A 26,709-nucleotide genomic window follows, 5' to 3' on the forward strand; every position below is an offset into this window, starting at 1 on the left:
GGCACGGTGCAGGAGGGGCCGGTGGTGCGCGGCGGCACGCCGTACGGCGCCGCAGCGCATAACGTTCCGGTGCACAACTCCGGACGCGGTGCCGCGTTTTCCCGCTCGACCAGGCACCATGGACCGATGCGTGACGACGTCGCCGGTGCGGCCGGCCAGGCGGACCCGGTGGAGGCCGAGCCCTCCGGCCCGGGTGGCGATCCGTCGTACGCCGACCCCGGCGGCCCCGGCGCGGTGCCCGGCCCCGGTCGACCGCCGGTGCTCGGCGCGGGCGGTTCCCCGCTGGTGGGCGAGCTCGTCGCGGCCGCCGTCCGCGGTGAGGGCCCGGCCATCGACGCCCTGCTCGCCTACGTCCATCCGCTGGCGCTGCGCTACTGCCGCGGCCGGCTGGTCCGGCTGCCCGGCGGCGCCCGGCACCACGTGGACGACGTCGCGCAGGAGGTCTGCGTCGCGGTGCTGTGCGCGCTGCCCCGGTACAAGGACCAGGGGCGGCCGTTCGAGGCCTTCGTCTACGGCATCGCCGCGCACAAGATCGCCGATCTGCAGCGGGCCGCGATGCGCGGGCCCGGCTCGACGGTCGTTCCGCAGGACGACCTGCCGGAGGTGCCGGACGAGGCGCTCGGCCCGGAGGAGCAGGCGCTGCTGAGCAGCGACGCGGCCTGGGCCAAGGAACTGCTCTCCAACCTGCCGGCCCGTCAGCGCGAACTGGTGCTGCTGCGGGTGGCCGCCGGGCTGTCGGCGGAGGAGACCGGCGAGGTGCTGGGGATGTCCCCGGGCGCCGTCCGGGTGGCGCAGCACCGGGCGCTCAGCCGGCTGCGGGCGCTGGCGGAGGAGTCCTCCTGAAGCCCTGACCGGCCGGAATGAGCCACGGGGGGCCGGTGTTGTCAAGGGCACACGAGGACACATTCGCGGTGCCAGTACCATGGGGTATCGGCGCCTGGGCGGGTTGCCAAAGTTTCGCGGGTGCGCGCGGGGTTCCCCTGGAGGTTCCTCCAAAACCACCCGGCTTCGGCGGTCTGCTGCGAGTGAGCGATGAACGCGCCCCACCCTCAGGGCGTGAGCGGAATAGGCCGGCCACGGAAGGTACCCCCCAAATGTCTTACAACGCCGCAGGCGTACCCGAGAAGTTCGCCATGCTCGGGCTCACGTTCGATGACGTCCTGCTGCTGCCCGGGGCCTCCGCGGTGCTGCCGAACCAGGTCGACACCTCCTCGCGGGTCTCCCGGAACGTGCGCGTCAACATCCCGCTGCTCTCCGCCGCGATGGACAAGGTCACCGAGGCGCGGATGGCGATCTCGATGGCCCGCCAGGGCGGCGTCGGCGTGCTGCACCGCAACCTGTCGGTCGAGGACCAGGCCAACCAGGTCGACCTGGTGAAGCGCTCCGAGTCCGGCATGGTCACCGACCCGATCACGGTCGGCCCGAACACCACGCTGGCCGAGGCCGACGCGCTGTGCGCCAAGTTCCGCATCTCCGGCGTGCCGATCGCGGACGAGGCCGGCAAGCTGCTCGGCATCGTCACCAACCGTGACATGGCCTTCGAGTCGGACCGCAGCCGCCAGGTCCGCGAGATCATGACCCCGATGCCGCTGATCACCGGCAAGGTCGGCATCTCCGGGGTGGACGCGATGGCGCTGCTGCGCCGCCACAAGATCGAGAAGCTGCCGCTGGTCGACGACGAGGGCCGGATCAAGGGCCTGATCACCGTCAAGGACTTCGTCAAGGCCGAGCAGTACCCGAACGCCGCCAAGGACGCCGAGGGCCGTCTGCTGGTCGGTGCCGCCGTCGGTGCCAGCGCCGAGGCGTTCGACCGGGCCCAGGCCCTGGTCGAGGCCGGTGCGGACTTCCTGGTCGTGGACACCTCGCACGGCCACAGCCACAACGCGCTGGCCTGGATCGGCAAGATCAAGTCGGCCGTCGGGATCGACGTGGTCGGCGGCAACGTGGCCACCCGTGACGGCGCCCAGGCGCTGATCGACGCCGGCGTGGACGGCGTCAAGGTCGGCGTCGGCCCCGGCTCCATCTGCACCACCCGCGTGGTCGCCGGCATCGGCGTCCCGCAGATCACCGCCATCTACGAGGCCGCGGTGGCCTGTCAGGCGGCCGGCGTGCCGGTCATCGGCGACGGCGGTCTCCAGTACTCCGGCGACATCGGCAAGGCGCTGGCCGCCGGCGCCGACACCGTGATGCTGGGCTCGCTGCTGGCCGGCTGCGAGGAGTCCCCGGGTGAGCTGATGTTCATCAACGGCAAGCAGTTCAAGTCCTACCGCGGCATGGGCTCGCTGGGCGCGATGCAGTCCCGCGGCCAGGGGCGCTCGTACTCCAAGGACCGCTACTTCCAGGCCGAGGTGGCCTCGGACGACAAGCTCGTTCCCGAGGGCATCGAGGGCCAGGTGCCCTACCGCGGCCCGCTGTCGGCCGTGCTGCACCAGCTGGTCGGCGGCCTGCGCCAGACCATGGGCTACGTCGGCGCCGCCACCATCGCCGAGATGGAGAGCAAGGGCCGCTTCGTCCGGATCACCTCGGCGGGCCTCAAGGAGAGCCACCCGCACGACATCCAGATGACCGTCGAGGCGCCGAACTACTCCAACCGCTGAGTCCGCGGACATCGAGGGCCCGTCGCCGCACCCCGGCGCCGGGCCCTTCGGCGCGCCCGGGAGCGGGGGCGGGCCGCCGGGGTGGGCCCCGCGCCCCGGAGGCGAGCGCGCGAGGCAACCGGGGTGCGGGATACTGGGGGCGGCCGGGGTGACCCGGCGGGCATGAGCAACAAACCAGAAGGGCTCGAAGTGACTGAGATCGAGATCGGGCGAGGCAAGCGCGGCCGACGGGCGTACTCCTTCGACGACATCGCCGTCGTCCCCAGCCGCCGTACCCGGGACCCGAAGGAGGTCTCGATCGCCTGGCAGATCGACGCCTACCGCTTCGAGCTGCCGTTCCTGGCCGCCCCGATGGACAGCGTGGTCTCGCCGCAGCAGGCCATCGCCATCGGCCGCCTCGGCGGCCTCGGCGTGCTGAACCTGGAAGGCCTCTGGACCCGCTACGAGGACCCGCAGCCGCTGCTCGACGAGATCGCCACGATCACCGACGAGGCCGCCGCGACCCGCCGCCTCCAGGAGATCTACGCCGCGCCGATCCGTGCCGAGCTGATCAAGCAGCGGATCCAGGAGGTCCGCGACTCCGGTGTGGTCACCGCCGCCGCGCTCTCGCCGCAGCGCACCGCCGAGTTCTCCAAGGCCGTCGTGGACGCCGGCGTCGACGTCTTCGTCATCCGCGGCACCACCGTCTCGGCCGAGCACGTGTCCAGCGGCGCGGAGCCGCTCAACCTCAAGCAGTTCATCTACGAGCTGGACGTCCCGGTGATCGTCGGCGGCTGCGCCACGTACACCGCGGCCCTGCACCTGATGCGCACCGGCGCGGCCGGCGTGCTGGTCGGCTTCGGCGGCGGCGCCGCCCACACCACCCGGGGCGTCCTCGGCATCCAGGTGCCGATGGCCACCGCCGTCGCCGACGTGGCCGCCGCCCGCCGGGACTACATGGACGAGTCCGGCGGTCGCTACGTGCACGTGATCGCGGACGGCGGCGTCGGCTACAGCGGCGACATCCCGAAGGCCGTCGCCTGCGGCGCCGACGCGGTGATGATCGGTGCCGCGCTGGCCCGCGCCACCGACGCGCCCGGCAAGGGCTTCCACTGGGGCATGGAGGCCGTCCACGAGGAGCTGCCGCGCGGCAAGCGGGTGGACCTCGGCACGGTCGGCACCACCGAGGAGATCCTGACCGGTCCCTCGCACACCCCCGACGGCACCATGAACCTGTTCGGCGCGCTGCGCCGCGCGATGGCCACCACCGGCTACACCGAGCTCAAGGAGTTCCAGCGGGTCGAGGTGACCGTCAACCCGGCGCTCAACCACCGCTGAGACGCGTCGTGGTGAAGGCCCCCGTCGGTTCCGCCGGCGGGGGCCTCGGGCTGTCCGGACCGGAGTCAGCCGCGGTTGGCGGTGCGGCGGGTGAGGAGGAAGCCGCCGACCAGGGCGATGCCGTAGAAGGCGAGGTCGAGCGCGCGCAGCTCGGCGCGCCAGTGCGCCAGGGCGTCGTGCGGCAGGCCGCGCGGGCCGGGGCCGGCCGCGTGCACCCGGCGGAGCTGGCCGGTCAGCTGGCCGAGCAGCAGCGCGCAGGCCGCGAGCAGCGCGCCGAGCAGCGGCAGCACCCGGCTGCGGCCGCCGAGCCGGCCGAGCGGTAAGGCGACCAGGGCGGCGAGGGCGATGGCCAGCCAGCCGAGGCTGTCCGCGGCCCGGGCCGGCGCGCAGCCGTAGGCCAGGCCGCCGAGCAGCATGGCGAGGAGGGCGAGGGCGACCGCCAGGGCGGTGCGGCGGTGCGGGCCCGTCCGGTGGGAGCGGACGGCGGGGAGGTATCCGGCCACCGGGACACCGGGCATACCGGGCGCGACGTAGCCCTCGGGGGAATCCAGGGTGGGTGTGACCGAGTAGTGCTGGGCGGTGCGCGGCCGGCCCGACTGGCCGTCAGCGCCCGGTGCGGGTGCGGTCATGGGCGTCGGATCCCCCCGGAAAGACGATGAGCTGCCGAACGGTAGCAGCGCCCCGGCCAGATCTTGGCGAGTTTTCGATCACAGATCGGGCACGGAGCGCCGAGCCCGATCCGGCACGCCCCGGATCGGGTGCGGGGGCCGGGTGGTCCCGGCCCCCGGGGACAGGGGATGATGGAGACTTGGGCGTTCGGGCCTGAGGCCGGGCCGACACGCCGTCACCACGACCGCCAGCAGCACATGGGGGAACGTTCCGAATGACCCAGGCGCAGGGTTCCACCGGCCGCCTCCTGGCCGGCCGCTACCGGCTGAACGGCGTGCTCGGGCGCGGCGGCATGGGCACCGTCTGGCGCGCCGAGGACGAGATGCTGGGGCGGACCGTCGCGGTCAAGGAACTGCGGATGAACGCCAGCGTCGAGGAGGAGGAGAAGCACCGGCTGATCGTCCGGACGCTGCGCGAGGCCAAGGCCACCGCCCGGATCCGGCACAACTCGGCGGTCACCGTCTTCGACGTGGTCGACGAGGACGACCGGCCGTGGATCGTCATGGAGCTGGTCGAGTCCCGCTCGCTGGCCGACGTCATCCGGGAGGACGGGCCGCTGGCCCCCGCCCGGGCCGCCGAGATCGCGCTCGACGTGCTCGGCGTGCTGAGCGCCGCGCACGCGCTGGGCATCCTGCACCGGGACGTCAAGCCGTCCAACGTGCTGATCGGCGACGACGGCCGGGTCGTGCTCACCGACTTCGGCATCGCCAGCGTGGAGGGCGACGCCTCGGTCACCTCCACCGGCATGCTGGTCGGCGCGCCCTCGTACATATCCCCGGAACGGGCCCGCGGGCAGAAGCCCGGGCCGCCGGCCGACCTGTGGTCGCTGGGCGGCACGCTGTACGCGATGGTCGAGGGCCGGCCGCCGTACGACCGGGGCTCGGCGCTGGCCACCCTGACGGCGGTGATGACGGAGGAGCTGACCGCTCCGGTGAACGCCGGGGCGCTGCAGCCGGTGATCGAGGGGCTGCTCGCCAAGGACCCGGCCGAGCGGCTGGACGCCTCGCAGACCCGGTCGATGCTGAAGCGGGTCGTCGCGGAGGCCACCTCGAAGGCCGAGTCGACCACCGTGCACGCGCTGCCGGTCGAGCGGCCGACCGCCGCGGTGGAGCCGGAGGAGGCCCCGGCGGAGGCCGAGGAGGGCCGCAAGCGGTCCATCGGCGGGCTGCTGGGGACGGTCCGGGTGGGCAGCCGGGCCAAGGACGAGGAGCCCGCCGCCGCGGCGGAGCCCGTCGTGGAGCCGGCGCCCGAGCCCGCTTCGCCGTCCTCGGAGGTGGCGTCGGGCTCGGCGTCGGGTCCGGCTCCGGGGGCCGAGCCGATCCGGCCGGTGACCAGCGAGTGGACCCTGGGCGCCACGCAGGCGGCCGGTGCCGACCCGCGCAACGGACGGCGGCGGCTGGCCGTCGTCACCGTGGTGCTGGTTTTGCTGCTGATCGCCGGGGTGGTCGCGGTGCTCCAGGCCGTCGGGAACGGGGACGACTCGTCGGCGAACGGTGCGGGCGCCACCTCGTCGGTCTCGACCGGCCCCGAGACCGGGCCGAGCGGGACCCAGACCGCGTCCGTTCCGCCCGCGGAGCCGGAGCCGGGCACCGACAAGCCCGCCCCGGAGAAGCCGGCCACCGACACGCCGGCCCCCGACAAACCGGCCGACACGCCCGGCCCCTCCGCGGCGAACCCGCCGGCCGCCGGCTCGCCCGCCACCACCCCCGCGCAGAGCCCGACCCCTCCGGGGACCGCCGTGCCGGCCGGTTACCACGAGTACAAGGACCCGACCGGCTTCTCGGTCGTCCTGCCGGACTGGCTCCAGCCGGCCGGTTCGGAGGGCGTCCGCCGGATCTTCAAGGGCAACGGCAGTACCCTGACCATCGAGTGGACCACCAGCCCCGGTCCCAGCGCCGTCGCCGACTGGCAGGAGTCCGAGCCGGGCCTGCGTTCGAAGGTCACCAACTACCAGCGGGTCAACCTGGCCGCGATCAACTACCGGCAGTGGAGCAACGCGGCCGACTGGGAGTGGATCAGCGGCACGCCGCGCACGCACTCGCTCAACCGGGGCTTCGTCACCGGGAACCCGGCCAAGTACGGCTACGCGATCTACTGGATCACCCCGGACGCGGACTGGGGTGCCCCGGCCAACTCCCAGGCCCGGGACACGGCCTTCGCCAGCTTCCAGCCCGCGCCGTAGGCCATGGCCCCGGCCGGGCAGGGCCTAGCCGATCAGGCGGGCCTTGGCCCGGGTGAACTCCTCGTCGGTGAGCGCGCCGGAGGCGTGCAGGGCGGCCAACCGCTCCAGCTGGCCGAGGAGTTGGTCGCCCGCGCTGAGGTCGGCGGGGGCGGTGTCGGCCGCCGGGCGGGCGGCCGACGCGGCTTTGCGGGCGAGCCGGGCGGCCTCCCGGAGCTGCTCGGCGAAGACGTCGGCCTTGGCCACGTCCTCGAACCGGTGCGAGCCGGTCAGCGCGACGACGGTGAGCACGTCGCCGTTGAGCTTGGTCCTGGCCACGGCCGCGTCCGTGACCGCCGTAAGCGGAACCGGGACCGGCGGTTTACCGTCCTTGAGAAAGAGCAGTCGGTGGGTCGTGAGGACGAGCACGCCCTTGCGGAAGTGGTCGGGATGGCGCCCGGCCGTCGAGGCGACCGGATTCTCGCCGTCGATGACGGCCGCCTCCACGGTGCGCACGGCCTCGGCCTGATGGGCTTGGCTGTTGTTTCCCGCCACCTTGAAGGCGGTGTCGATCAGATCGGTCCAGTCCATGGGACCGAGCGTAAAGGAGCCGCTCAGTAGGCTGCTCGGTGAGCGAGAGGAACTGGCATGCGAGGCGGCCCGGGGCAATTGCTGGCGGGGCGGTACCGGCTGACGGACCGTCCCGAACTCCTGCGGGCCCTGGCGGTGGACGACCGCACCGGGGAGTCCGTGCTGCTGCGCGCCCTGGAGCTGCCCGCGCTGCTGACCACCGGTCAGGACCTGGACGGCGAGGTGCCCGCGCACGCCGACCGGCTGGTCCGCCGGGTGGCGGCGGTCGGCTCGTCCGCGCCGACCGGGCACCCCCGGCTGCTGCGCGGGCTCGGTGCCTTCGTCGAGGGCGAACTGCTGTGGACGGTGGAGGAGCGGCCGGGCGCCATGACGCTGGCGGACCTGGTGGCGGCCGGACCGGTGCCGCCCTACCGGGCGGCCGAGCTGGCGGCGGACCTGGCCGGTGCGCTGCGGGCGCTGCACGAGGACGGACTCGTCCACGGGAACCTGACCCCCGAGTCCGTGCTGGTCTGCGAGGACGGCGCGGCGATGCTCGGCGGGCTGCTGTCCGGGGTGGCGCAGGAGGCGCTGGCCGAGGACCTCGGCGGCCCGGGCGGGCGCCGCCGGTACGACGTGCGGGCCACCCTGGTCGGCCCGGTGGCGGAGCGCTGGCCGCTGGACGGCGGCCCGGCGGGCGACTGCTGGGCGCTCGGGGTGTTGGTGCAGCGGCTGGTCACCGGCCGCTCGCCGTTCCCGGACGGCGGCGTGCCGGAGCTGGTGTCGGCGGTCCGGGACGGGCGGCGGGAGCCCGCCGCGGCCTGCGGGCCGCTGGCGCCGCTGGTCGAGCGGCTGCTGCAGCCCGACCCCTCGCTGCGGCCGACCGCCGAGGAGGCCCGCTGGGAGCTGGCGGCGCTGCTCGCGGGCGCGCCGGAGCCGGTCGACGAGGAGTGGGAGGCGCGGGCGCTGGTGCTGAGACCGGAGGCCCCGCTGGTGCGGCGTCGGCGCGGGCGGGGTGGTGGACGGGGGCGGCCGGAGGTCGTCGTGGGTACGAACGTCGGGGTGGGCGCCGGGGTGGGCGCCGGGCGGCCGGACGAGGTGCGGCCGCCGCGGATACCTCCGGCGCTGCTCGGCCCGCTGCTGGTCGGGGGCGTGTTCCTGCTGCTGGTGCTGGGAGTGACCGCGGTGGTGCTGTTCGCAGGCTGACGGCCCCGGAGTGTCCCGGGCCGTCGGTCCGACGGGTGAGCGTGATTACCGGGGCTGGCAAGGTGCGCCTAATGTGTGCGTGGGATTTGTTCGAACAGTGGTCTGCACCAGGCCCTCCGTCGCTGTGACGGCAGACGGATGTGAGGGGGAGTGGTCGCCGATGGGCGTGCAGGACCGGCCGGAGACGGCCGAGACGGAGCGGCTGCTGGCCGGGCGGTACGAGCTGGGCGACCGGCTCGGCCGCGGCGGGATGGGGACCGTCTGGCGGGCCTGGGACCGGATGCTGAACCGCGAGGTCGCGGTCAAGGAACTGACCGTCAACCACCTGCCTGAGGACGAGCTGCAGATCCTGCACGCCCGGATGAAGCGGGAGGCCAGCGCGGCCGCCCGGATCAAGCACCCCGGCGTGATCACGGTGCACGACGTGCTGGAGCAGGACGGCCGGCCGTGGATCGTCATGGAGCTGGTGGACGGCCGCTCGCTGGCCGACGTGATCAGCCAGGACGGCACCCTGCAGCCGCGCGCCGTCGCCGAGGTCGGCAGCCAGGTGCTCGCCGCACTGCACCGCGGCCACCAGCTCGGCGTCCTGCACCGCGACGTGAAGCCGGCCAACGTGCTGCTGGAGCGCGGTACCGGGCGGGTGGTGCTGCTGGACTTCGGCATCGCGACGTACGAGGGCTCGGCCGAGTTGACCCGGCCGGGCGATCTGGTCGGCTCGCCGGACTACCTGGCGCCGGAGCTCGCCCAGGGCGAGCGGCCCGGGCCGGCCTCCGACCTGTGGGGCCTCGGGGCGACGCTGTACGCCGCGGTGGAGGGCCAGTCGCCGTTCCGCCGGACCTCGCCGATCACCACACTGGCCGCCGTGGTGGGTGAGCCGCTGCCGGAGCCGCTCCGGGCCGGGCCGCTGGGCCCGGTGCTGGCCGCGCTGATGGCCAAGGACCCGGCCGAGCGGCCGAACGCGGACGAGGCCGCCCGGATGCTGGCCGAGGTGAAGGCCGGGCACACGATCGGCCTGAAGTCGGTCGCGCCGCTGCGCGCGCCCACCCAGTCGGTGCCCGTGGTGGACCGCAGCGAGCGCCCGGCGGCGGCGGAGGACCACGCGGAGGAGGCCGCGCCGGGGACGACGGTGGAGGAGGCCGAGGAGCCGACCGGGGTGCGCTCGGGGGCCGTTCCGGACACCACCGGGGGCGCGGCCGACGGGGCGGCGGCGCTCACCGCAGCGGTCGCGCCGGTGGCGCACCCCGTCACGCCCGCGCGCGGGCCGGCCAAGCGCCGCAGCACCCTGAAGATCGTCGTGATCGCGGTGGCCGTCGGCCTGCTGGCGGCCGGCGCGACCTTCCTCGCCACCCGGAACACCACCACCGGGCACGTCGCCGCCTCCACGGCCGACGAGCCCGTCCCGACCGCCTCCGTCAACCCGGACCCCACCAGTGGCGCCAGCCCGGGGCCGGCGGCGCCCAACGGCTACCACTGGGTCGACGACCCGGCCGGCTTCCGCTTCCCGCTGCCCTCGGTCAGCCCGGCCTGGCAGCGCAGTGCCACACCCGACAACCAGGTCTACTACAGCCCCGACAACAAGGTGCACTACCTGCAGTTCGCGGTCACCGTCGGCCAGTCGGTCAAGCCGCTGGACCACCTGCGGCAGATGGAGGCCACCGTCTCCAAGAACCTGAAGGAGTACAAGCAGCACAAGATGACCGGCGTCGCGGTGAACGGCCACGAGGCGGCCGTCTGGGAGTTCAGCTACCTCGCCAAGGAGGGCGGCCGGCGCCGGGCGGTCGAGGCCGAGTTCATCGACGACGACGGCACCAGCTACGCGATCTACTCGTCCAGCCCGGACCGGGGCAACGAGTGGAACGAGGCGGAGCAGCGCTTCAACGCGGTGCTGCACTACTTCGCGCCGACCCGCTGACCGGGGGGAGCCCGCTCCACCCGGCCGCGGCAGATTCTTGTTACCGACGGGTACCGGACCGGCCGCCGAGCGCCTAGGCTGCGCCGTATGTCGGACCTCACAGCAGGCGCAGCGGCCACCGAACACCCCGCGACCGGGAACCCGCCCGCCCCCGGCGGGGGCCGGACCGTCGCGGCGGCCGTCCCGCCGTCCCTGGTCGCCCGGCTGGCCGCCGGCGTCACCGCCACCGGCGAGCCCAGCCTGGTGGAGACCGTCGCCCCGCTGACCGGCGAGCGGCTGGCGAGCCTGCCGCGGTCCACCCCGGCCGACGTCGAGGTCGCCTTCGAACTGGCCCGCCGCGCCCAGACGGCCTGGGCCGCGCTGCCGGTGCGCCGCCGGGCGGCCGTCCTGCTGCGCTTCCACGACCTGCTGCTCAAGCGGCAGGACGAGGTGCTGGACCTCGTCCAGGCCGAGACCGGCAAGGCCCGGCTGCACGCCTTCGAGGAGGTGCTGGCCGTCGCCATGGCCGCCCGGCACTACGGGCGGGCCGCGCACGGCTACCTCCGGGACAAGCGGCGCGGCGGGGCGCTGCCGGTGCTCACCCACGCGGTCGAGGCCCGCCGGCCCAAGGGCGTGGTCGGCCACATCTCGCCCTGGAACTACCCGCTGGAGCTGTCCGTCGGCGACGTCCTGCCCGCCTTCGCGGCAGGCAACGCCGTGGTCAACAAGCCGGACACGCAGACCGCGCTGACCGCGCTGTGGGCCCGCGAGCTGCTGATCGAGGCCGGGCTGCCGGCCGACCTGTGGCAGGTCGTGATCGGCGACGGCCCGGTGATCGGTCCCGCCGTGGTGGAGCACGCCGACTACGTCTCGTTCACCGGCTCCACCCGCACCGGCCGGGAGGTCGCCCAGCGCGCCGCCGCCCGGCTGGTCGGCGCCTCGCTCGAACTCGGCGGCAAGAACGCCATGCTGGTCCTCTCCGACGCCGACCTCGACCGGGCCGCCGCGGGCGCCGTGCGGGCCTGCTTCTCCTCCGCCGGGCAGCTGTGCATCTCGATCGAGCGGCTGCTGGTGCACCGCTCGGTGGCCGACGACTTCCTGGAGCGCTTCGCCGCCCGCACCCGGGCGCTGCGCCTCGGCGGCGGCCTGGCCTACGGCGCCGACATGGGCTCGCTGGTCTCCGTCCGCCAGCTGGAGACCACCACCCGACACGTGGAGGAGGCGGTCAAGGCGGGCGCCACCGTGCTGGCCGGCGGCCGGGCCCGGCCCGACCTCGGCCCGTACTTCTTCGAGCCGACCATCCTCGACGGGGTCACCCCGGACATGGCGGTCTGCGGCGAGGAGACCTTCGGCCCGGTCGTCTCCGTCTACCGCTTCGACACCGACGACGAGGCGGTGGCCGCCGCGAACTCCACGCCGTACGGCCTGAACTCCAGCGTCTGGACCAGGGACACCCGGCGCGGCCGGGCGGTCGGGGCCCGGCTGCGCACCGGCACGGTCAACGTCAACGAGGCCTACGCGGCCGCGTACGGCTCGATCGGCTCGCCGATGGGCGGCATGGGCGACTCCGGGCTCGGTCGCCGCCACGGCGCCGAGGGCATCCTGCGCTTCACCGAGGCACAGACCGTCGCGACCCAGCGGCTGATGCCGATCGCGCCCTCGTTCGGGCTGGACGACCGGCAGTTCGCCGCGGTGATGACCGGCGGGCTGCGGGTGCTGAAGGCGCTGCGGTTCAAGTAGCCGTCCCGGGCCGAAGGTTCAAGTAGCCGTCCCGGCCCGGCGGTTCGTCCCCGTGGGTCGGAGTCGGCCCGGCCGGTGGTCCGATCCGACCGTCCCGCAGCCAGGTTCCGTCCCGCAGTCAGGTCCGCCCGTCCCGTAGTCAGGTCCGCCCGTCCCGTAGTCAGGTTCGCGTCCCGAAGGAGCAGTGGCAGATGGTGGAGTCCGGCGGTGCGGCGGAGTTCGACTACGACGTGGTCGTGGTCGGCTCCGGCTTCGGTGGTTCGGTCGCCGCGCTGAGGCTGACCGAGAAGGGCTACCGGGTCGCCGTCCTGGAGGCCGGTCGGCGCTTCGAGCGGGACGAACTGCCCAGGAACTCCTGGGACCTGCCGAACTACCTGTGGGCGCCGAAGCTCGGCCTCTACGGCATCCAGCGGATCCACCTGCTGGCCAACGTGCTGATCCTGGCCGGCGCCGGGGTCGGCGGCGGCTCGCTGAACTACGCCAACACCCTGTACGTGCCGCCGAAGGCCTTCTTCGAGGACCGCCAGTGGCGCCACATCACCGACTGGCAGGAGGAGTTGGCGCCGTTCTACGACCAGGCGCAGCGGATGCTCGGGGTCCGGCTCAACCCGACCGTCACCCCCTCCGACGTGCACCTCAAGGCCGCCGCCGAGCAGATGGGGGTGGGCGACACCTTCCACATGGCGCCGGTCGGGGTCTTCTTCGGGGACGGCCGGGACGCCGGCGGCAGGGCCAAGGCGGCGCCCGGGGACGAGGTCGCCGACCCGTACTTCGGCGGTGCCGGGCCGGCCCGCAAGGCCTGCGTGGAGTGCGGCGAGTGCATGACCGGCTGCCGGCACGGGGCCAAGAACATGCTCACCGAGAACTACCTGCACCTGGCCGAGCGGGGCGGCGCCGAGATCCACCCGCTCACCACGGTGGCCCGGATCCGGGAGCTCCCCGGAGCCGACGGGAGCCACGGCTACGCGGTGGACGTGCGCCGGACTGACTCCCGCTCCCGCACCGACCGGGTGAAGGCGGGCGCGCGGACCATCACCGCCGCCCGGGTGGTGGTCGCGGCCGGGACGTACGGCACCCAGTCGCTGCTGCACCGGATGCGTGACGGGGGGCACCTGCCCCGGATCTCCGCCCGGCTCGGCGAGCTGACCCGCACCAACTCCGAGGCGCTGGTGGGCGCGCAGACCACCGACCGGCGCTACGGCAGCCGGGTGGACTTCACCAAGGGCGTGGCGATCACCTCCTCGATCCACCCGGACGCCAGCACCCACATCGAGCCGGTCCGCTACGGCAAGGGCTCCAACGCGATGGGCGCGCTGTCGATAGCCCAGGTCAAGGGCGGCGGACGGGCCCCGCGCTGGCTGCGCTACCTGGGCGGGTCGGTGCGCCACCCGGTGACCTTCGCCCGCTCGATGAACCAGCACCGCTGGTCCGAGAAGACGATCATCGGCCTGGTGATGCAGTCGCTGGACAACTCGATCACCGTCTCGCTGAAGAAGGACCTGCTCGGCAAGAGCCGGCTCACCTCCGCCCAGGGCCACGGCGCCCCCAACCCGACCTGGATCCCGGCCGCCGAACAGGGCGCCCAGGCGCTGGCCGAGCAGATCAACGGCTTCGCGGGCAGCAGCGCCGGCGAGATCTTCGACATCCCGATGACCGCCCACTTCCTCGGCGGCTGCCCGATCGGCGACGCCCCCGAGACCGGCGTGGTCGACCCCTACCACCGGCTGTACGGCCACCCCGGGATCAGCGTGGTCGACGGCGCGGCCGTCTCCGCCAACCTCGGGGTGAACCCCTCGCTGACCATCACCGCGCAGGCCGAGCGCGCCATGTCGATGTGGCCCAACAAGGGCGAGGCGGACCGCCGCCCGGCCCAGGGCGAGGCCTACCGGCGGGTCGCCCCGGTGGCGCCGTCCCGGCTGGCCGTCCCGGAGGACGCGTTCGGCGCGCTCCGACTGCCGCTGCTGCCCGTCCCGGAGGTCCCGAAGAAGCGCGGCTGAGCAGGCCTCGACGGGCCAACCCGCCCGGCTCGGTACCCGGTTGACATTCGTTCGGATCCGATGGGATAAACGGGCTTTCTGGGGGACCAGGAACTCGTCGAGCGGGGGGAAACCGGTCCATGGCCATCTGCGCATCGTGCGGCGCGGCATCGGTGGAAGGGGCGTCCGCGTGCGTCTCGTGCGGGCGGCCGCTGACGCCGCCCCCGCCGACGGCCGCCATGCCCGCGGTACCTCCCGTCGTTCCGCCTGCCGTACCGCCCCCGCCGGCGTACGGTCCGCCGTCCGCCGCGCCCGGGTACCCGCCGCCGCCTCCGCCGCCTCCGCCGCCCGGCTACGGCCCGCCGCCCGGCTACGGCCCGGGCCACCCGCAGCCCGCCGGGCCGCCCACGCTGGGCAGTTGGGGCGCCGGGCAGCCGTACGACCCGCGGGCCGGGCGGCCGACCGTGCTGAGCCAGCTGCTCGGCGCGGACTGGCGCCCGGCGCTCCTGGTCGCCGCCGCCCCGACCGCCGTGCTGCTGCTGGCGGCGCTGATCGTGGCGATCCCGAGCGACTACCAGTACGCCTACCTGGTCCGGGCGCCCGGGTTCGGCGAGCGCTTCGGCGCCGCCCTGTCGATGGCGCTGAGCGCGCTCGGCGCGCCGTTCAAGCTCGGGTACACCAGCGCGTTGCGGCGCGGCGACGCGGAGGGCATGGACGCGCTGTTCCGGGCGGTGCCGCTGACGGTCACTGTGCTGTGGGCGCTGGCGCTCTGGCTCGGCCTGCGGACCGGGGCGCGCCGCCGCCGGGCCGCCGGCCTCCAGCTGACCCGAGCCCAGGCCGCGGGCGAGGCGCTGCGTACCGCGGTGGTCCTGGCGGCGGTGACCGCGCTGCTCGGGCTGGCCGGCGGGACGTCCTGGCAGCCGCAGCGCACCGGCCTCGTCGGCCGCGCCCTCGGGGTGACGTACACCGTGGACTCCGGCTGGCTGGAGGCGACCGGCTGGACCGCCCTGCTCGCCGCGCTGACGGCCTTCGCCGTCCACGGCACCGACGCGCTGCGCTGGGCCGCCTGGCGCAGCCGGGCGGTGCGCGGCTGGGCGGTCGCCGCGCTCACGGGCGGCCGGGCGCTGGCACTGTCGCTGGGCCTGGCCTCGGTGACGGGTTTCGTGCTGGTCGCGGTCAACAGCGAGGAGGGCTGGCAGACACCGGTCTCGGCGGCCTTCCTGCCCAACCTCGGCCTGGGCCTGCTCGGCCTGGGCTCGGGGGCGACTTTGCAGGCGTTCAGCGGGGCGAGCGGCGGGGCGAGCGGCGGGGCGAGCGACGCGGCGGCCGCGATCGGCGGCGACTGGCAGGACACCCCCGACAGCATGGAGGTCTCCTTCTTCGACCTGCACGACCAGACCGCCGACTGGCGCTGGACCGGCCTGCTGGCCCTCGCCACGGCGGGCGTCCTCGGCTGGTCGGCGTACCGGCGGCGGCTGGACGCGGCCGACCGGCTCCGGCTGGCGGCCGTCCACGCCGTGGCGCTCACCGCGCTGATGGCGGTGGGCGGTGCGCTGATGACGACCTCGACGTCCTCGGCGACCCCGGGGTGGAACACCTTCGCGAACCAGACGGTGCTGTCCCGGGAGACCTCGATCAGCCTGGGCTTCGCCAGCGTGCTGGTGGCCAACCTGGTCTGGGCGGCGATCGGCGCGCTGCTGGTGCCGCCGCTGCTGGCGGCCGTCCGCGGCCGGGGCGCGGTGGCCCGCGAGGACGCCTACGGCGCGCCCCCGTACGGCGCGCCCCCGTACGGCGCGGTGCCGTCGCCGGGGGCGCCGTACGAGGCCGGGCCTGAGCCGCAGCCGTACGCCTCCGGGGCGGCGGTGGGCGACGTGGTCGGCTCGGACGACGCGCCGCTGGTGCCGCCGCCCGGCTCGCCGGCCGAGGAGCCGGTCGATCCGAGCGTCTGGCGCAAGCAGCCCTGAGCCGGGCAGCCGCGAGCGGAGCAGCCCTGAGCGGAGCGTCCGTGGGCGGAGCGGCCCGGACAGGGCAAAGGGCCCCGCGGGGGAACGGGGCCCTTTGTCGCTCAGCACGCGGCGTCAGGGCTGCGCCGGTGCTGGGGGTGACGGCGCCGGGGGAGGGGCGCCGTCGGGTCGGTCGGCTCAGGGGTCGCGCCGTCGCGGGCCGGCGTGGGTGGCCGGTGGCGCGGGGCGCGCACGCTCGCGGTGCGGCGGGTCGGCGCGCAGGTCTGCGCCGGGCCTTCGCTCACGGAGCGTGAGGTGACGTACGGGGCTGTCGCCCAGTGCGGCGGCAGCGGTCGGGGTCTCCGCGGTGAGCCTGCCGGCCGCCGGGAGAACCGCTTCCACGCAGCATCGTGCTGGACGAAGGGCTTGCTCTGCAACCGATTCGGCACAGTTCGGCCCAGCGCATTTGGTGCGGGTGCCGACTCCCTGGTGTGGCCCGGGCGCGGGTGCGGGCCTCGCCCCGCCCCGTCGGGCGGTTGCGGGCAGGTGCCGACGCGAGGCGTCGATGATCACGGTGCGTAGTGGTGTGGGTGGCTGCGGCGCACGGGGACGCGCGTAGCGGCGCGGGACGGGGAAGGGTGTGCGCCCGGGTGTGCCCGGCTCGCGGCGGGGGGTGCGACGACCGGCCCGGGCGTCCCCGGGGACCGGCCGTCCCACCTCTCGGTCCAGTCGCGGCCGGGGTCGCTGTCCCCTGCTGTCCGGCCGCGGCACCCGCGCACGGTCCCACGGCACCGCGCTCCCGGCGGGGCCGGGGCGGCGGTGCCACATGCGCCGGTGGACTGGGATGAAGCTCCACGCGTGGTCCTGCAGTCCGTACGGCGGCGCCCCTGGCCGGGGCGAAGGCGGCGCGTCTGGCGGGCGCGGCGCGGTCGTACGGTCGTCTGAAGCAACGAAAGGCGGCCCCGCCCGGTCACGGTCGTTTGGACGGGCAGACGAGTGAAACCGGACAGCCCGGTAGAATCGGTGTCCAGACACCCCCACCCGTCGCCGCCGCGGCCCCCGCCGGGGAAGCGGTTCGGTGTGACACCTCTCGTACCGCTGCCGGAAGGCCGTCTGTGTCCTCTGCAATTCCCGTCCAGTCCGCGCCGGACAACGACACCGTCCTGGTGGTCGACTTCGGCGCCCAGTACGCCCAGCTCATCGCCCGTCGGGTGCGTGAGGCGCGGGTCTACAGCGAGATCGTGCCGAGCAGCATGCCGGTCGCCGAGATGCTCGCCAAGAACCCCAAGGCGATCATCCTCTCCGGCGGTCCGTCGTCGGTCTACGAAGAGGGCGCGCCGCAGCTCGACCGCGCGATCTTCGAGGCCGGGGTCCCGGTCTTCGGCATGTGCTACGGCTTCCAGCTGATGGCCAAGATCCTCGGCGGCACGGTCGACAACACCGGCGCCCGCGAGTACGGCCGCACCCCGCTGACCGTCAGCCGCACCGGCTCCACCCTGTTCGAGGGCGTTCCGGCGGAGCACTCGGTGTGGATGTCGCACGGCGACGCCTGCTCCGCCGCCCCGGAGGGCTTCACCGTCACCGCGTCCACCGCGGTGGTCCCGGTCGCGGCCTTCGAGAACGACGAGGCCCGCCTCTACGGCGTCCAGTACCACCCCGAGGTGCTGCACTCCGACCACGGCCAGCAGATCCTGGAGCACTTCCTCTACCGCGGCGCCGGCATCGCCCCGACCTGGACCACCGGCAGCGTGGTCGAGGAGCAGGTCGCGCTGATCCGCGCCCAGGTCGGCGAGAAGCGCGCGATCTGCGGCCTCTCCGGCGGCGTGGACTCCGCGGTCGCGGCGGCCCTGGTCAACAAGGCCATCGGCTCCAAGCTGACCTGCGTGTACGTCGACCACGGCCTGATGCGCAAGGGCGAGACCGAGCAGGTCGAGAAGGACTTCGTGGCGGCCACCGGCGTGCAGCTGAAGGTGGTCGACGCCGCGGAGCGCTTCCTGAACGCGCTGAAGGGGGTCACCGACCCCGAGGAGAAGCGCAAGATCATCGGCCGGGAGTTCATCCGGGTCTTCGAGCAGGCCCAGGCCGAGATCGTCGCCGAGGCCGGCGAGCACGGCGAGTCGGTCGACTTCCTGGTCCAGGGCACCCTGTACCCGGACGTGGTGGAGTCCGGCGGCGGCACCGGCACCGCCAACATCAAGTCCCACCACAACGTCGGCGGCCTGCCCGAGGACCTCCAGTTCCAGCTGGTCGAGCCGCTGCGCAAGCTGTTCAAGGACGAGGTCCGGATGGTCGGCCAGGAGCTGGGCCTGCCGGAGGAGATCGTCCAGCGCCAGCCGTTCCCGGGCCCGGGCCTGGGCATCCGGATCGTCGGCGAGGTCACCCAGGAGCGGCTGGACCTGCTCCGCGACGCCGACGCGATCGCCCGCGAGGAGCTGACCGCGGCCGGCCTGGACCGCGAGATCTGGCAGTGCCCGGTCGTGCTGCTCGCCGACGTGCGCAGCGTGGGCGTGCAGGGCGACGGCCGCACCTACGGTCACCCGATCGTGCTGCGCCCGGTCTCGTCCGAGGACGCCATGACCGCCGACTGGTCGCGCCTGCCGTACGACGTGCTGGCCAAGATCTCCACCCGGATCACCAACGAGGTCCGCGACGTGAACCGCGTCGTCGTCGACGTCACCAGCAAGCCGCCGGGCACCATCGAGTGGGAGTGAGCACTCCCGCCGGCCGCTGAGCCGCTGCTGAACGGCCGTGCCGTCGTTCCCGTACCAGGGAACGACGGCGCGGCCGTTCGCGGTGGGGCGGTCGCCGCCGGGGTGGGGACCTCCCACCGAAAGCGATCGGGAGCGGGCAGAATGCGGACCGGACCTGTCAGGGAGTGGCGGGCCGCGAGGGAAGGTGTGAGCGATGTCGGAGGCTGGCAACTCCGTGGCGGGTGACGGGGAAGCGGGCGACGGGGGAGCGGCCGGGCCGGCCGACCGGGCGGCGCAGTGGCGGGCGTCCGCGTCCCGGTACGCGCTGCTGCCGCTGCGGCTCTTCCTCGGCGTCACCTTCGTGTACGCCGCCCTCGACAAACTGTCCGACGCGCACTACCTGGCCGGGGCGGCCGACCCGGCGTCGTTCGTCTCGCAGACCCAGGCGGCCAGGGGCGGCAGCCCGATCTCCTTCCTGCTCGGCGCCGCCCTGGACGCGCCCACCCTGTTCGCGCTCGCCGTCGCCTTCGGTGAGCTGGCGGTCGGCCTCGGCACCCTGCTCGGCCTCTGGGGCCGGGTCGCGGCGCTCGGCGGCGCGCTGATCAACCTCAGCCTCTGGCTGTCCATCAGCTGGAGCGTCTCGCCCTACTACCTGGGCAACGACCTCGGCTACCTGATGGCCTGGACGCCGCTGCTGCTGGCCGGCACCCCGGACCTGTCGGTGGACGGCTACCTCGCCCGGCGGGCCGGCCGGGAGCGGGGGCGCGGGCTGGGCGAGGACCGCGTCAGGCGCCGGGCGCTGGTGGACGGCGGGATCGCCGCCGTCGCGATCGGCGGCGCCGGGCTGCTCACCGGCTCGCTCACCCGGACCTTCGGCCGGGCCAAGCACTCCGCGCCCAAGCAGTCCGCGGCCCCGGCCACCACCCCGGCGCAGTCCGGACCGGCCCCCTCGGTGGCCGCCGCGAGCGTGCCGGTCGGCGGCTCGGCCCAGGTCAAGGACCCGGCCACCGGGGACGCCGTCTACATCGTGCAGCCCAAGGCGGGCCAGTACTGCGGCCTGTCCGCGGTGTGCACCCACTCCGGCTGCGCGGTCGACGCCCCGAAGAACGGCCAGCTGTACTGCCCCTGCCACGGTTCCCGGTTCGACGCCGCGACCGGCGCGGTGGTCAACGGGCCGGCGGTCAAGCCGCTGCCGAAGTACACCGTCACCCAGGACGGCGACAAGCTGAACCTCGGGCCGCTGCAGGGCTGAGCCTGATCGGGCGGGTTCAGTCCCGGCGGTCGGTGCGACCGCGCCGGGCGACCGCCGCGACCGCGCCGGCCAGGCCGCCGAGGCCGAGCACGATGAAGGTGACCGGGATGACGATCCGGCCGTTCACCGCCTGGTCGTTGAGTGCCGCGACCAGGTAGACCACCGCGATCGTGCTGAACAGCGCCCCCGCGATCAGCGAGAACAGGTCGAGCCGGTGCTTCCTCACTGCTGGACCACCTTGATGTTGCCGATCCCGACCGCGAGTTCGAGGTCGAATGTGCCCTTGGACGGATGGCCGCTGCCGGGTGGCAGCAGGTAGGTGTGGCGGCCGGTGCCGTTGTTGCGCTCACCGGGGGTGGAGACGTCGCCGAGGCCCACCCGGGCCACCAGGTTCACCGTCACGTCCGGCGGCAGGACGACGGTCAGCTCGCCGGCGCCGAGTTCGACCTTGCTGGTGAGGGTGGCCCCGGCCGGGTCGAGCCCGCTCAGGTCCAGCTGGAGCCGGCCGGCCCCCAGGGAGTACCGGGGCTGGAGTTCGGCCGAGGCGACGACGGTGAAGTCGCGCCGGCCGACGGCGTTGCGCATGGAGTCCGGGGAGTGGCCGACGAAGACCAGCGCCAGGGTGAGCAGCAGGCCCGTCACCGCGAGCTTGCGGGCCCGGCCGAACTTCGCGCCGAGCAGCAGCGTCAGGCCGATCACCAGCAGCGCGGTGGCCAGCACGGTCGCGCTCAGCACGGTGACGTCGGTGTGGCCGGCCGAGGCGGACCAGACCGCGGCACCCGCGCCGATCGCCAGCAGCAGGCCGAAGAAGCCGAGTGCGGACCGCTCCCGGCGTTGCCGGACGGCGGCGGGCCGGGGCCGGCCGGGCGGGCCGTCCTTGCGCAGAGGGTCGCCCGCGGGCAGGTCGACGCGCTGCCACCAGGGCTGGGCCGGGCCGCCCGCCGGCGGCACCGGGGTGCCGAACGGCGGGGTGGGGCCGGCGCCGTACGGGTTGCGCTCGGGGTGGCGCGGGTCCCACAGGTAGCCGGTCGGGCCGGGGGCCGGGGAGTCGGCGGGCACCGTTCCGGCGGCGCGCTCGGCCGCGTGCCGGGCGCGGGCGGCCTCGTCGTCCTCCGGCCCGGACCACGGGTACGGGCCGTACTGGTCCCCGTCGGGGTAGTGGCGGTCGTACGGGCCGCCGCGGCGGCGCCGGCGCACCCGGCCGCGGCGGCGGTCCGGGTCGTAGCGCACCGCCAGGAAGACCAGGCCGGCGAGCAGCAGCAGCGGGAACAGCTGGTCGTCCTGGCCCATCGAGGAGAAGAACACCCCGGTACCGATCACGGCCAGCAGCACCGCGCCGACCGACTGGCCGTCCACCCGGCCGGTGAGCACCCGCTGGAGTTCGGTGCGCCCGTGCCGGGTGCCGCCCCGGCCGTCCGGCACCGGCTCGGTGGGGACGATCAGCCAGGCCAGGCCGTACAGGAACAGCCCGAGGCCGCCGGAGAGGCAGAGCACCACGGTGACCACCCGGAAGACCACCGGGTCGATGTCCAGGTGCCGCCCGAGGCCGCCGCAGACGCCGGCCACCACGCGGTGGTGCTCGGTCCTGGTCAGCGGGGGGCGGTCCGGTTCCGGCGGGGCGGCGGGCCCGGTCTCCTGGATGCGGTGGTCGTCGGTCATGGGCACCATCCTCCCGGCTGCCCCGGTCCGGCCCAACCGGTGCGAGCCCTGCCCGGACCCTGACTTGTCCCTGAGAAGGGGTCAGGGGCACACCCTGATGCGTCCGTGTGCGCGGGCGTGGAACCATCGGTGGCGTGGCAGCACCCGGTTCCGACCCCCGATCCCTCGCCCCCGACGCCGTGCCGGCGGGCGGCACCGACCCGACCGCGCCCGACGGCGGACGGCCGCCGTACCGCCGGCTCTACCGCAGCCCGCAGCGGCGGATGCTCGGCGGCGTCGCGCAGGGGCTCGCGGTGCACCTCGGGCTCCCGGTGCGGTGGGTGCGGCTCGCGTTCGTGCTGCTGTTCTTCGCGCAGGGGATCGGCACCCTGCTGTACGCGGCGTTCTGGTTCGTGGTGCCGATCGGCATCGGCGAGCCCGCGCAGCGCGGCGCCGCCCACTGGGTGTACGTCAACGGCGCCTTCGTCCCGACCGGTTCGGGGCAGCAGCCGGGCGGCGCGCTGAGCAAGGGCCGCGGCGGCTGGCTCGGCCGGCTGCGCGAACTGCTCCAGCACGCCCTCCAGGGCGAGCCGGCCGCGGCCCCCGCGGAGGGGGAGGACGGCGCGGGCGGCAAGACCGGGCAGGGCGGCCTCGGCCAGCTCGCGGCCCTGGTGATGATGGTGATCGGCATCACCGCCCTGCTCAACGCGCTCGGCCTGCAGACCGCCAAGCCGTACACCTGGCCGCTGCTGGCGATCGGCGTCGGCGTCGCGCTGGTCTGGCGGCAGGCCGACGACTCGCGCTGGCAGCGCTGGTTCGGCCTGGAGGAGGGCGACAAGCGGCGCGGCGCCTACACCCGGGTCGGTGCCGGCGTGCTGCTCGTGGTGGCCGGCACCATCGCCTTCCTCGCCATGCAGGGCAGCGGCTCGACGCTCGGCTCGGTGGTCGAGGCCTCGCTCGCGGTACTCGCGGGGGTGCTGGTGCTGCTCGGCCCGTACGGGCTGCGCCTGTGGCAGGACCTCGGTGCCGAGCGCACCGCGCGCATCCGCGCCCAGGAGCGCGCCGAGATCGCCGCGCACGTCCACGACTCGGTGCTGCACACCCTGACCCTGATCCAGCGCCGGGCCGAGGACCCCAAGGAGGTGCTGCGGCTGGCCCGTGCCCAGGAGCGCGAGCTGCGGCTGTGGCTGTACCGCCCGGAGGCCGCCGCCGAGGCCGCGCCCGACACCATGGCGGAGAGCCTGCGCGCCGTCGTCGCCGAGGTCGAGGACCGGCACGGCGTCCCGGTCGAGGTGGTGATCGTCGGCGACTGCCCGATGGACGAGCGGATCGCGGCCCAGATGCAGGCCGCGAGGGAGGCGACCGTCAACGCGGCCAAGTACGGTGGCGGGGGACCGGTCCAGGTCTACGCCGAGGTGGAGGGGAAGACGGTGTCGGTGTTCGTCCGCGACCACGGTCCCGGCTTCGACCCCGACACGGTGCCCGAGGACCGGATGGGCGTACGGGAGTCGATCATCGGCCGCATGAAGCGCAACGGCGGCACCGCACGGGTGCGGCCCGCGCCGGACGGCGGGACCGAGGTCGAGCTGGAGATGGAGAGAACGAATGACTGAGGCAGCGCCGGAGCGCACCGCGAGAGTCGTCCTGGTGGACGACCACCGGATGTTCCGCACCGGGGTTCGGGCCGAGATCGGCCGCACCGAGGCGACCGGCATCGACGTGGTCGGCGAGGCCGACGACGTCGAGTCGGCGGTCCGGGTCGTCGCCGAGACCCGGCCGGACGTGGTGCTGCTGGACGTCCACCTGCCCGGCGGCGGCGGTGTCGAGGTGCTGCGCCGCTCGGCCGGGGTGATGGGCGAGCAGGGCGGGGTCAAGTTCCTCGCCCTGTCGGTGTCGGACGCCGCCGACGACGTGATCGGCGTCATCCGCGGCGGCGCGCGCGGCTACGTCACCAAGACCATCACCGGCACCGACCTGGTCAACGCGATCTTCCGGATCGCCGACGGCGACGCGGTGTTCTCGCCCCGGCTGGCCGGCTTCGTCCTGGACGCCTTCGCCGCCACCGACACCCCGCCGGTCGACGAGGACCTGGACCGCCTCACCCAGCGCGAGCGCGAGGTGCTCCGCCTGATCGCGCGCGGCTACGCGTACAAGGAGATCGCCAAGCAGCTCTTCATCTCGGTGAAGACGGTCGAGAGCCACGTCTCCGCCGTCCTGCGCAAGCTCCAGCTGAGCAACCGGCACGAACTGACCCGCTGGGCCACCGCCCGCCGTCTGGTCTGAGCCCCGGCCTGGGCGGCCGAGCCGGTGCGCCGCTGAGCCGGTGCCTCGCTGAGCCCACGTGCCGCTGAGCCCCGGTCGCGAGCCCGCCCGGTCCGGTTCCTCCGGGCCGGGCGGGCTTGTCGGTGGGTGGCCATAGACTCGGAGTGCCATGAGTAGCCTCTTTGACGACCTCCCGCTCCCCGGTTTCGAGGCACCCGCCGCCGGGTCGAAGCAGCCCGCCGTGCCCCTCGACGAGGAGCCCCCGCCGTACGAGGACGACGCCCCGTACGAGGCCTACGAGGAGGCCATCCCGGAGGGGCTGTTCCAGACCGACCACGCCGCCGAGACCGCGCGGGACGCCTGGTACCGCAACGGCGCCGCCCGTACGGTGGTGGATCCGGTGCAGCTGCTGGAGGGCATGAACGACCCGCAGCGCGAGGCGGTGCTGCACGCGGGCTCGCCGCTGCTCATCGTGGCCGGCGCCGGTTCCGGCAAGACCCGGGTGCTGACCCACCGGATCGCCCACCTGCTGGGCGCCCGCGGCGTGCAGCCGGGCGAGATCCTGGCGATCACCTTCACCAACAAGGCCGCCGGCGAGATGCGCGAGCGCGTCGAGGCGCTGGTCGGCCCGCGGGCCCGGGCGATGTGGGTGTCCACTTTCCACAGCGCGTGCGTGCGGATCCTGCGCCGCGAGTCCAAGGTGCTGGGCTTCACCTCCAGCTTCTCGATCTACGACTCGGCCGACTCGCAGCGGCTGATGTCGCTGGTCTGCCGCGACCTCGACCTGGACCCGAAGCAGTTCCCGCCGAAGTCCTTCACCGCGAAGATCAGCAACCTGAAGAACGAGCTGATCGACGAGGAGACCTTCGCCGACCAGGCCGCCAACCCGATGGAGAAGAAGCTCGCCGAGGCGTACACGCTCTACCAGCGGCGCCTGCGCGAGGCCAACGCGCTGGACTTCGACGACATCATCATGACGACGGTGAACCTGCTCCAGGCCTTCCCCGACGTCGCGGAGCACTACCGGCGCCGGTTCCGGCACATCCTGGTCGACGAGTACCAGGACACCAACCACGCCCAGTACATGCTCGTCCGCGAGCTGAGCGGCGGATCCGTCGCGGCCGCGCCGAAGCGCACCGTGGACGGGGAGTTCGTGAACCCGGCCGCCGGGCGCCTGTCCGAGGTGCCGCCGGCCGAGCTGTGCGTCGTCGGTGACGCGGACCAGTCGATCTACGCCTTCCGCGGCGCGACGATCCGCAACATCCTCCAGTTCGAGGAGGACTACCCGAACGCGACCACGATCCTGCTGGAGCAGAACTACCGTTCCACGCAGACCATCCTGAGCGCCGCCAACGCCGTCATCGAGCGCAACGCCAACCGGCGCGAGAAGAAGCTCTGGACGGCCGGCGAGCACGGCGAGAAGGTCGTCGGCTACGTCGCGGACGACGAGCACGGCGAGGCCCAGTTCATCGCCGACGAGATCGACCGGCTCACCGACGCGGGCGACGCCAAGCCCGGCGACGTCGCGATCTTCTACCGGACGAACGCCCAGTCCCGCGTGTTCGAGGAGGTGTTCATCCGGGTCGGCCTGCCGTACAAGGTGGTCGGCGGGGTGCGCTTCTACGAGCGCAAGGAGGTCCGGGACGTCCTGGCGTACCTGCGGGTGCTCTCCAACCCGGAGGACACCGTGCCGCTGCGCCGGATCCTCAACGTGCCCAAGCGCGGCATCGGCGAGCGGGCCGAGGCGATGGTCGACGCGCTGGCCGCGCGGGAGCGGATCTCCTTCGCCCAGGCGCTGCTGCGCGTCGACGAGGCGTACGGGATGGCCGCGCGCTCGGCCAACGCGGTGAAGAAGTTCAACGTCCTGATGGCCGGGCTGCGGCAGGTCGTCGAGTCGGGCGCGGGCCCGGCCGCGGTGCTGGAGGCCGTCCTGGAGGAGACCGGCTACCTGGCCGAACTCCAGGCCTCCACCGACCCGCAGGACGAGACCCGGGTGGAGAACCTCCAGGAACTCGCCTCCGTCGCCCTGGAGTACGAGCAGGACCCGGGCGAACGGCCCGACGCCGACGAGGAGGGCACCCCGCCGGTCGGCTCGCTCCCCGACTTCCTGGAGCGGGTCGCGCTCGTCGCCGACTCCGACCAGATCCCGGACGACGAGGAGGGCCGGGGCGTCATCACGATGATGACCCTGCACACCGCCAAGGGCCTGGAGTTCCCGGTGGTCTTCCTGACCGGCATGGAGGACGGGATCTTCCCGCACATGCGGGCGCTCAACCAGGTCAAGGAGCTGGAGGAGGAGCGGCGGCTCGCCTACGTGGGGCTCACCCGGGCGCGGCAGCGGCTATACCTGACCCGCTCGGTGCTGCGCAGCGCCTGGGGGCAGCCCGCGTACAACCCGGCCTCGCGGTTCCTGGAGGAGATCCCGGAGAACCTGGTGGAGTGGAAGCGGACGGGGGCGGCGCAGGCGCCGGCCGCGCGCGGCTTCTCCTCGGGGTCGTCCTGGGGCAAGTCCTCGTCGGGGGGCGGCGGTTCGCGCTCCTCGTCGGGTTCTTCGGGCTCGTCGGCCTCGGCGAAGCCGAAGGCGGGCTGGGGGCAGTCGGCGCGGCGCGGCGGCCAGGTCGTCGAGCGGGACGCCGTCTCGCTCGCGGTCGGGGACCGGGTCACCCACGACACCTTCGGGCTGGGCACGGTGGTGGGCGTCACCGGCGTCGGCGACCGGGCGCAGGCCACGGTCGACTTCGGTTCGGAGGGCCGCAAGCAACTGCTGCTGCGCTACGCGCCGGTGGAGAAGCTCTAGCCTTCC

The 26,709-nt window shown here is 74.3% G+C and carries 18 protein-coding genes; 14 read left to right on the plus strand and 4 right to left on the minus strand.

Annotation, left to right across the window (positions count from 1 at the left end):
• Nucleotides 1-126 precede the first annotated feature (126 nt).
• From shbA to ACIP37_RS23615, 3 genes are all read left to right on the plus strand, one after another.
• Nucleotides 127-843: an RNA polymerase sigma factor ShbA gene (gene shbA / locus ACIP37_RS23605; protein WP_079135824.1), complete on the plus strand. Its 717-nt coding sequence runs from the start codon at nt 127-129 to the stop codon at nt 841-843.
• A gap of 251 nt (nt 844-1,094) precedes the next feature.
• Entirely contained in the window at nt 1,095-2,597 is a 1,503-nt protein-coding gene (gene guaB / locus ACIP37_RS23610) for an IMP dehydrogenase (RefSeq protein ID WP_063348998.1), read from the plus strand.
• Nucleotides 2,598-2,786: 189 nt separating this feature from the next.
• Nucleotides 2,787-3,914: a GuaB3 family IMP dehydrogenase-related protein gene (locus tag ACIP37_RS23615; RefSeq protein ID WP_063348999.1), complete on the plus strand. Its 1,128-nt coding sequence runs from the start codon at nt 2,787-2,789 to the stop codon at nt 3,912-3,914.
• A 65-nt stretch (nt 3,915-3,979) separates the two neighbouring features.
• Here ACIP37_RS23615 and ACIP37_RS23620 read toward each other — a convergent pair whose 3' ends face one another.
• Nucleotides 3,980-4,543, minus strand: coding sequence for a hypothetical protein (locus ACIP37_RS23620; protein ID WP_363580150.1), 564 nt, complete (start codon nt 4,541-4,543; stop codon nt 3,980-3,982).
• A gap of 254 nt (nt 4,544-4,797) precedes the next feature.
• On the opposite strand from ACIP37_RS23620, the gene ACIP37_RS23625 reads away from it, so the two are divergent.
• On the plus strand, nt 4,798-6,765 hold the full coding sequence (locus ACIP37_RS23625) for a protein kinase (protein ID WP_400809113.1): 1,968 nt from the start codon (nt 4,798-4,800) through the stop codon (nt 6,763-6,765).
• 24 nt (nt 6,766-6,789) lie between these two features.
• Here the strand turns inward: ACIP37_RS23625 and ACIP37_RS23630 are convergent, their stop codons facing one another.
• Complete coding sequence (locus ACIP37_RS23630; protein ID WP_363580154.1) at nt 6,790-7,332, minus strand: SHOCT domain-containing protein; 543 nt, start codon at nt 7,330-7,332, stop codon at nt 6,790-6,792.
• Nucleotides 7,333-7,389: 57 nt separating this feature from the next.
• On the opposite strand from ACIP37_RS23630, the gene ACIP37_RS23635 reads away from it, so the two are divergent.
• From ACIP37_RS23635 to ACIP37_RS23665, 7 genes are all read left to right on the plus strand, one after another.
• Nucleotides 7,390-8,514, plus strand: a complete 1,125-nt coding sequence (locus tag ACIP37_RS23635; RefSeq protein ID WP_363630704.1) for a protein kinase domain-containing protein — start codon at nt 7,390-7,392, stop codon at nt 8,512-8,514.
• A 160-nt stretch (nt 8,515-8,674) separates the two neighbouring features.
• On the plus strand, nt 8,675-10,426 hold the full coding sequence (locus ACIP37_RS23640; RefSeq protein ID WP_363580158.1) for a serine/threonine-protein kinase: 1,752 nt from the start codon (nt 8,675-8,677) through the stop codon (nt 10,424-10,426).
• Between the two features lie 87 nt (nt 10,427-10,513).
• Complete coding sequence (locus ACIP37_RS23645) at nt 10,514-12,145, plus strand: succinic semialdehyde dehydrogenase (protein WP_363580160.1); 1,632 nt, start codon at nt 10,514-10,516, stop codon at nt 12,143-12,145.
• Nucleotides 12,146-12,336: 191 nt separating this feature from the next.
• Nucleotides 12,337-14,142 carry a GMC oxidoreductase gene (locus ACIP37_RS23650; protein WP_400809118.1) on the plus strand — a complete coding sequence of 602 codons (1,806 nt, stop codon included), beginning with the start codon at nt 12,337-12,339 and terminating at the stop codon, nt 14,140-14,142.
• Between the two features lie 218 nt (nt 14,143-14,360).
• A complete protein-coding gene (locus ACIP37_RS23655) occupies nt 14,361-16,085 on the plus strand; it encodes a hypothetical protein (RefSeq protein ID WP_400809120.1) in 1,725 nt (574 codons plus the stop codon).
• 1,094 nt (nt 16,086-17,179) lie between these two features.
• Nucleotides 17,180-18,775, plus strand: coding sequence for a glutamine-hydrolyzing GMP synthase (guaA, locus tag ACIP37_RS23660; protein WP_363580166.1), 1,596 nt, complete (start codon nt 17,180-17,182; stop codon nt 18,773-18,775).
• A 193-nt stretch (nt 18,776-18,968) separates the two neighbouring features.
• Entirely contained in the window at nt 18,969-20,006 is a 1,038-nt protein-coding gene (locus tag ACIP37_RS23665) for a ubiquinol-cytochrome c reductase iron-sulfur subunit (protein WP_400809124.1), read from the plus strand.
• A 16-nt stretch (nt 20,007-20,022) separates the two neighbouring features.
• Here ACIP37_RS23665 and ACIP37_RS23670 read toward each other — a convergent pair whose 3' ends face one another.
• Together ACIP37_RS23670 and ACIP37_RS23675 are read right to left on the minus strand one after the other, a co-directional pair.
• Nucleotides 20,023-20,232: a hypothetical protein gene (locus ACIP37_RS23670; protein WP_363580170.1), complete on the minus strand. Its 210-nt coding sequence runs from the start codon at nt 20,230-20,232 to the stop codon at nt 20,023-20,025.
• Nucleotides 20,229-21,665, minus strand: coding sequence for a PspC domain-containing protein (locus ACIP37_RS23675; RefSeq protein ID WP_363580172.1), 1,437 nt, complete (start codon nt 21,663-21,665; stop codon nt 20,229-20,231). The genes ACIP37_RS23670 and ACIP37_RS23675 overlap by 4 nt, the downstream gene beginning before the upstream one ends.
• A 134-nt stretch (nt 21,666-21,799) precedes the next feature.
• On the opposite strand from ACIP37_RS23675, the gene ACIP37_RS23680 reads away from it, so the two are divergent.
• The 3 genes from ACIP37_RS23680 (at nt 21,800) to pcrA (ending at nt 26,703) form a co-directional block, all read left to right on the plus strand.
• Nucleotides 21,800-23,257, plus strand: a complete 1,458-nt coding sequence (locus ACIP37_RS23680) for a PspC domain-containing protein (RefSeq protein WP_400809129.1) — start codon at nt 21,800-21,802, stop codon at nt 23,255-23,257.
• Nucleotides 23,250-23,927, plus strand: a complete 678-nt coding sequence (locus ACIP37_RS23685; protein ID WP_350877187.1) for a response regulator transcription factor — start codon at nt 23,250-23,252, stop codon at nt 23,925-23,927. The genes ACIP37_RS23680 and ACIP37_RS23685 overlap by 8 nt, the downstream gene beginning before the upstream one ends.
• A gap of 148 nt (nt 23,928-24,075) precedes the next feature.
• Nucleotides 24,076-26,703, plus strand: a complete 2,628-nt coding sequence (pcrA, locus tag ACIP37_RS23690) for a DNA helicase PcrA (RefSeq protein WP_400809133.1) — start codon at nt 24,076-24,078, stop codon at nt 26,701-26,703.
• Nucleotides 26,704-26,709: the final 6 nt, after the last annotated feature.

This window comes from Kitasatospora sp. NPDC088861 (genome assembly GCF_044750105.1).
In the GTDB taxonomy this organism is placed as follows: domain Bacteria; phylum Actinomycetota; class Actinomycetes; order Streptomycetales; family Streptomycetaceae; genus Kitasatospora.

Bases quoted from the DNA above. Each gene is read 5' to 3' on its own strand.
- shbA (WP_079135824.1), top strand. From the start codon at position 127: ATGCGTGACGACGTCGCCGGTGCGGCCGGCCAGGCGGACCCGGTGGAG.
- guaB (WP_063348998.1), top strand. From the start codon at position 1,095: ATGTCTTACAACGCCGCAGGCGTACCCGAGAAGTTCGCCATGCTCGGG.
- ACIP37_RS23620 (WP_363580150.1), bottom strand. From the start codon at position 4,543: ATGACCGCACCCGCACCGGGCGCTGACGGCCAGTCGGGCCGGCCGCGC.
- ACIP37_RS23625 (WP_400809113.1), top strand. From the start codon at position 4,798: ATGACCCAGGCGCAGGGTTCCACCGGCCGCCTCCTGGCCGGCCGCTAC.
- ACIP37_RS23630 (WP_363580154.1), bottom strand. From the start codon at position 7,332: ATGGACTGGACCGATCTGATCGACACCGCCTTCAAGGTGGCGGGAAAC.
- ACIP37_RS23635 (WP_363630704.1), top strand. From the start codon at position 7,390: ATGCGAGGCGGCCCGGGGCAATTGCTGGCGGGGCGGTACCGGCTGACG.
- ACIP37_RS23640 (WP_363580158.1), top strand. From the start codon at position 8,675: ATGGGCGTGCAGGACCGGCCGGAGACGGCCGAGACGGAGCGGCTGCTG.
- ACIP37_RS23645 (WP_363580160.1), top strand. From the start codon at position 10,514: ATGTCGGACCTCACAGCAGGCGCAGCGGCCACCGAACACCCCGCGACC.
- ACIP37_RS23650 (WP_400809118.1), top strand. From the start codon at position 12,337: ATGGTGGAGTCCGGCGGTGCGGCGGAGTTCGACTACGACGTGGTCGTG.
- ACIP37_RS23655 (WP_400809120.1), top strand. From the start codon at position 14,361: ATGCCCGCGGTACCTCCCGTCGTTCCGCCTGCCGTACCGCCCCCGCCG.
- ACIP37_RS23665 (WP_400809124.1), top strand. From the start codon at position 18,969: ATGTCGGAGGCTGGCAACTCCGTGGCGGGTGACGGGGAAGCGGGCGAC.
- ACIP37_RS23675 (WP_363580172.1), bottom strand. From the start codon at position 21,665: ATGACCGACGACCACCGCATCCAGGAGACCGGGCCCGCCGCCCCGCCG.
- ACIP37_RS23685 (WP_350877187.1), top strand. From the start codon at position 23,250: ATGACTGAGGCAGCGCCGGAGCGCACCGCGAGAGTCGTCCTGGTGGAC.
- pcrA (WP_400809133.1), top strand. From the start codon at position 24,076: ATGAGTAGCCTCTTTGACGACCTCCCGCTCCCCGGTTTCGAGGCACCC.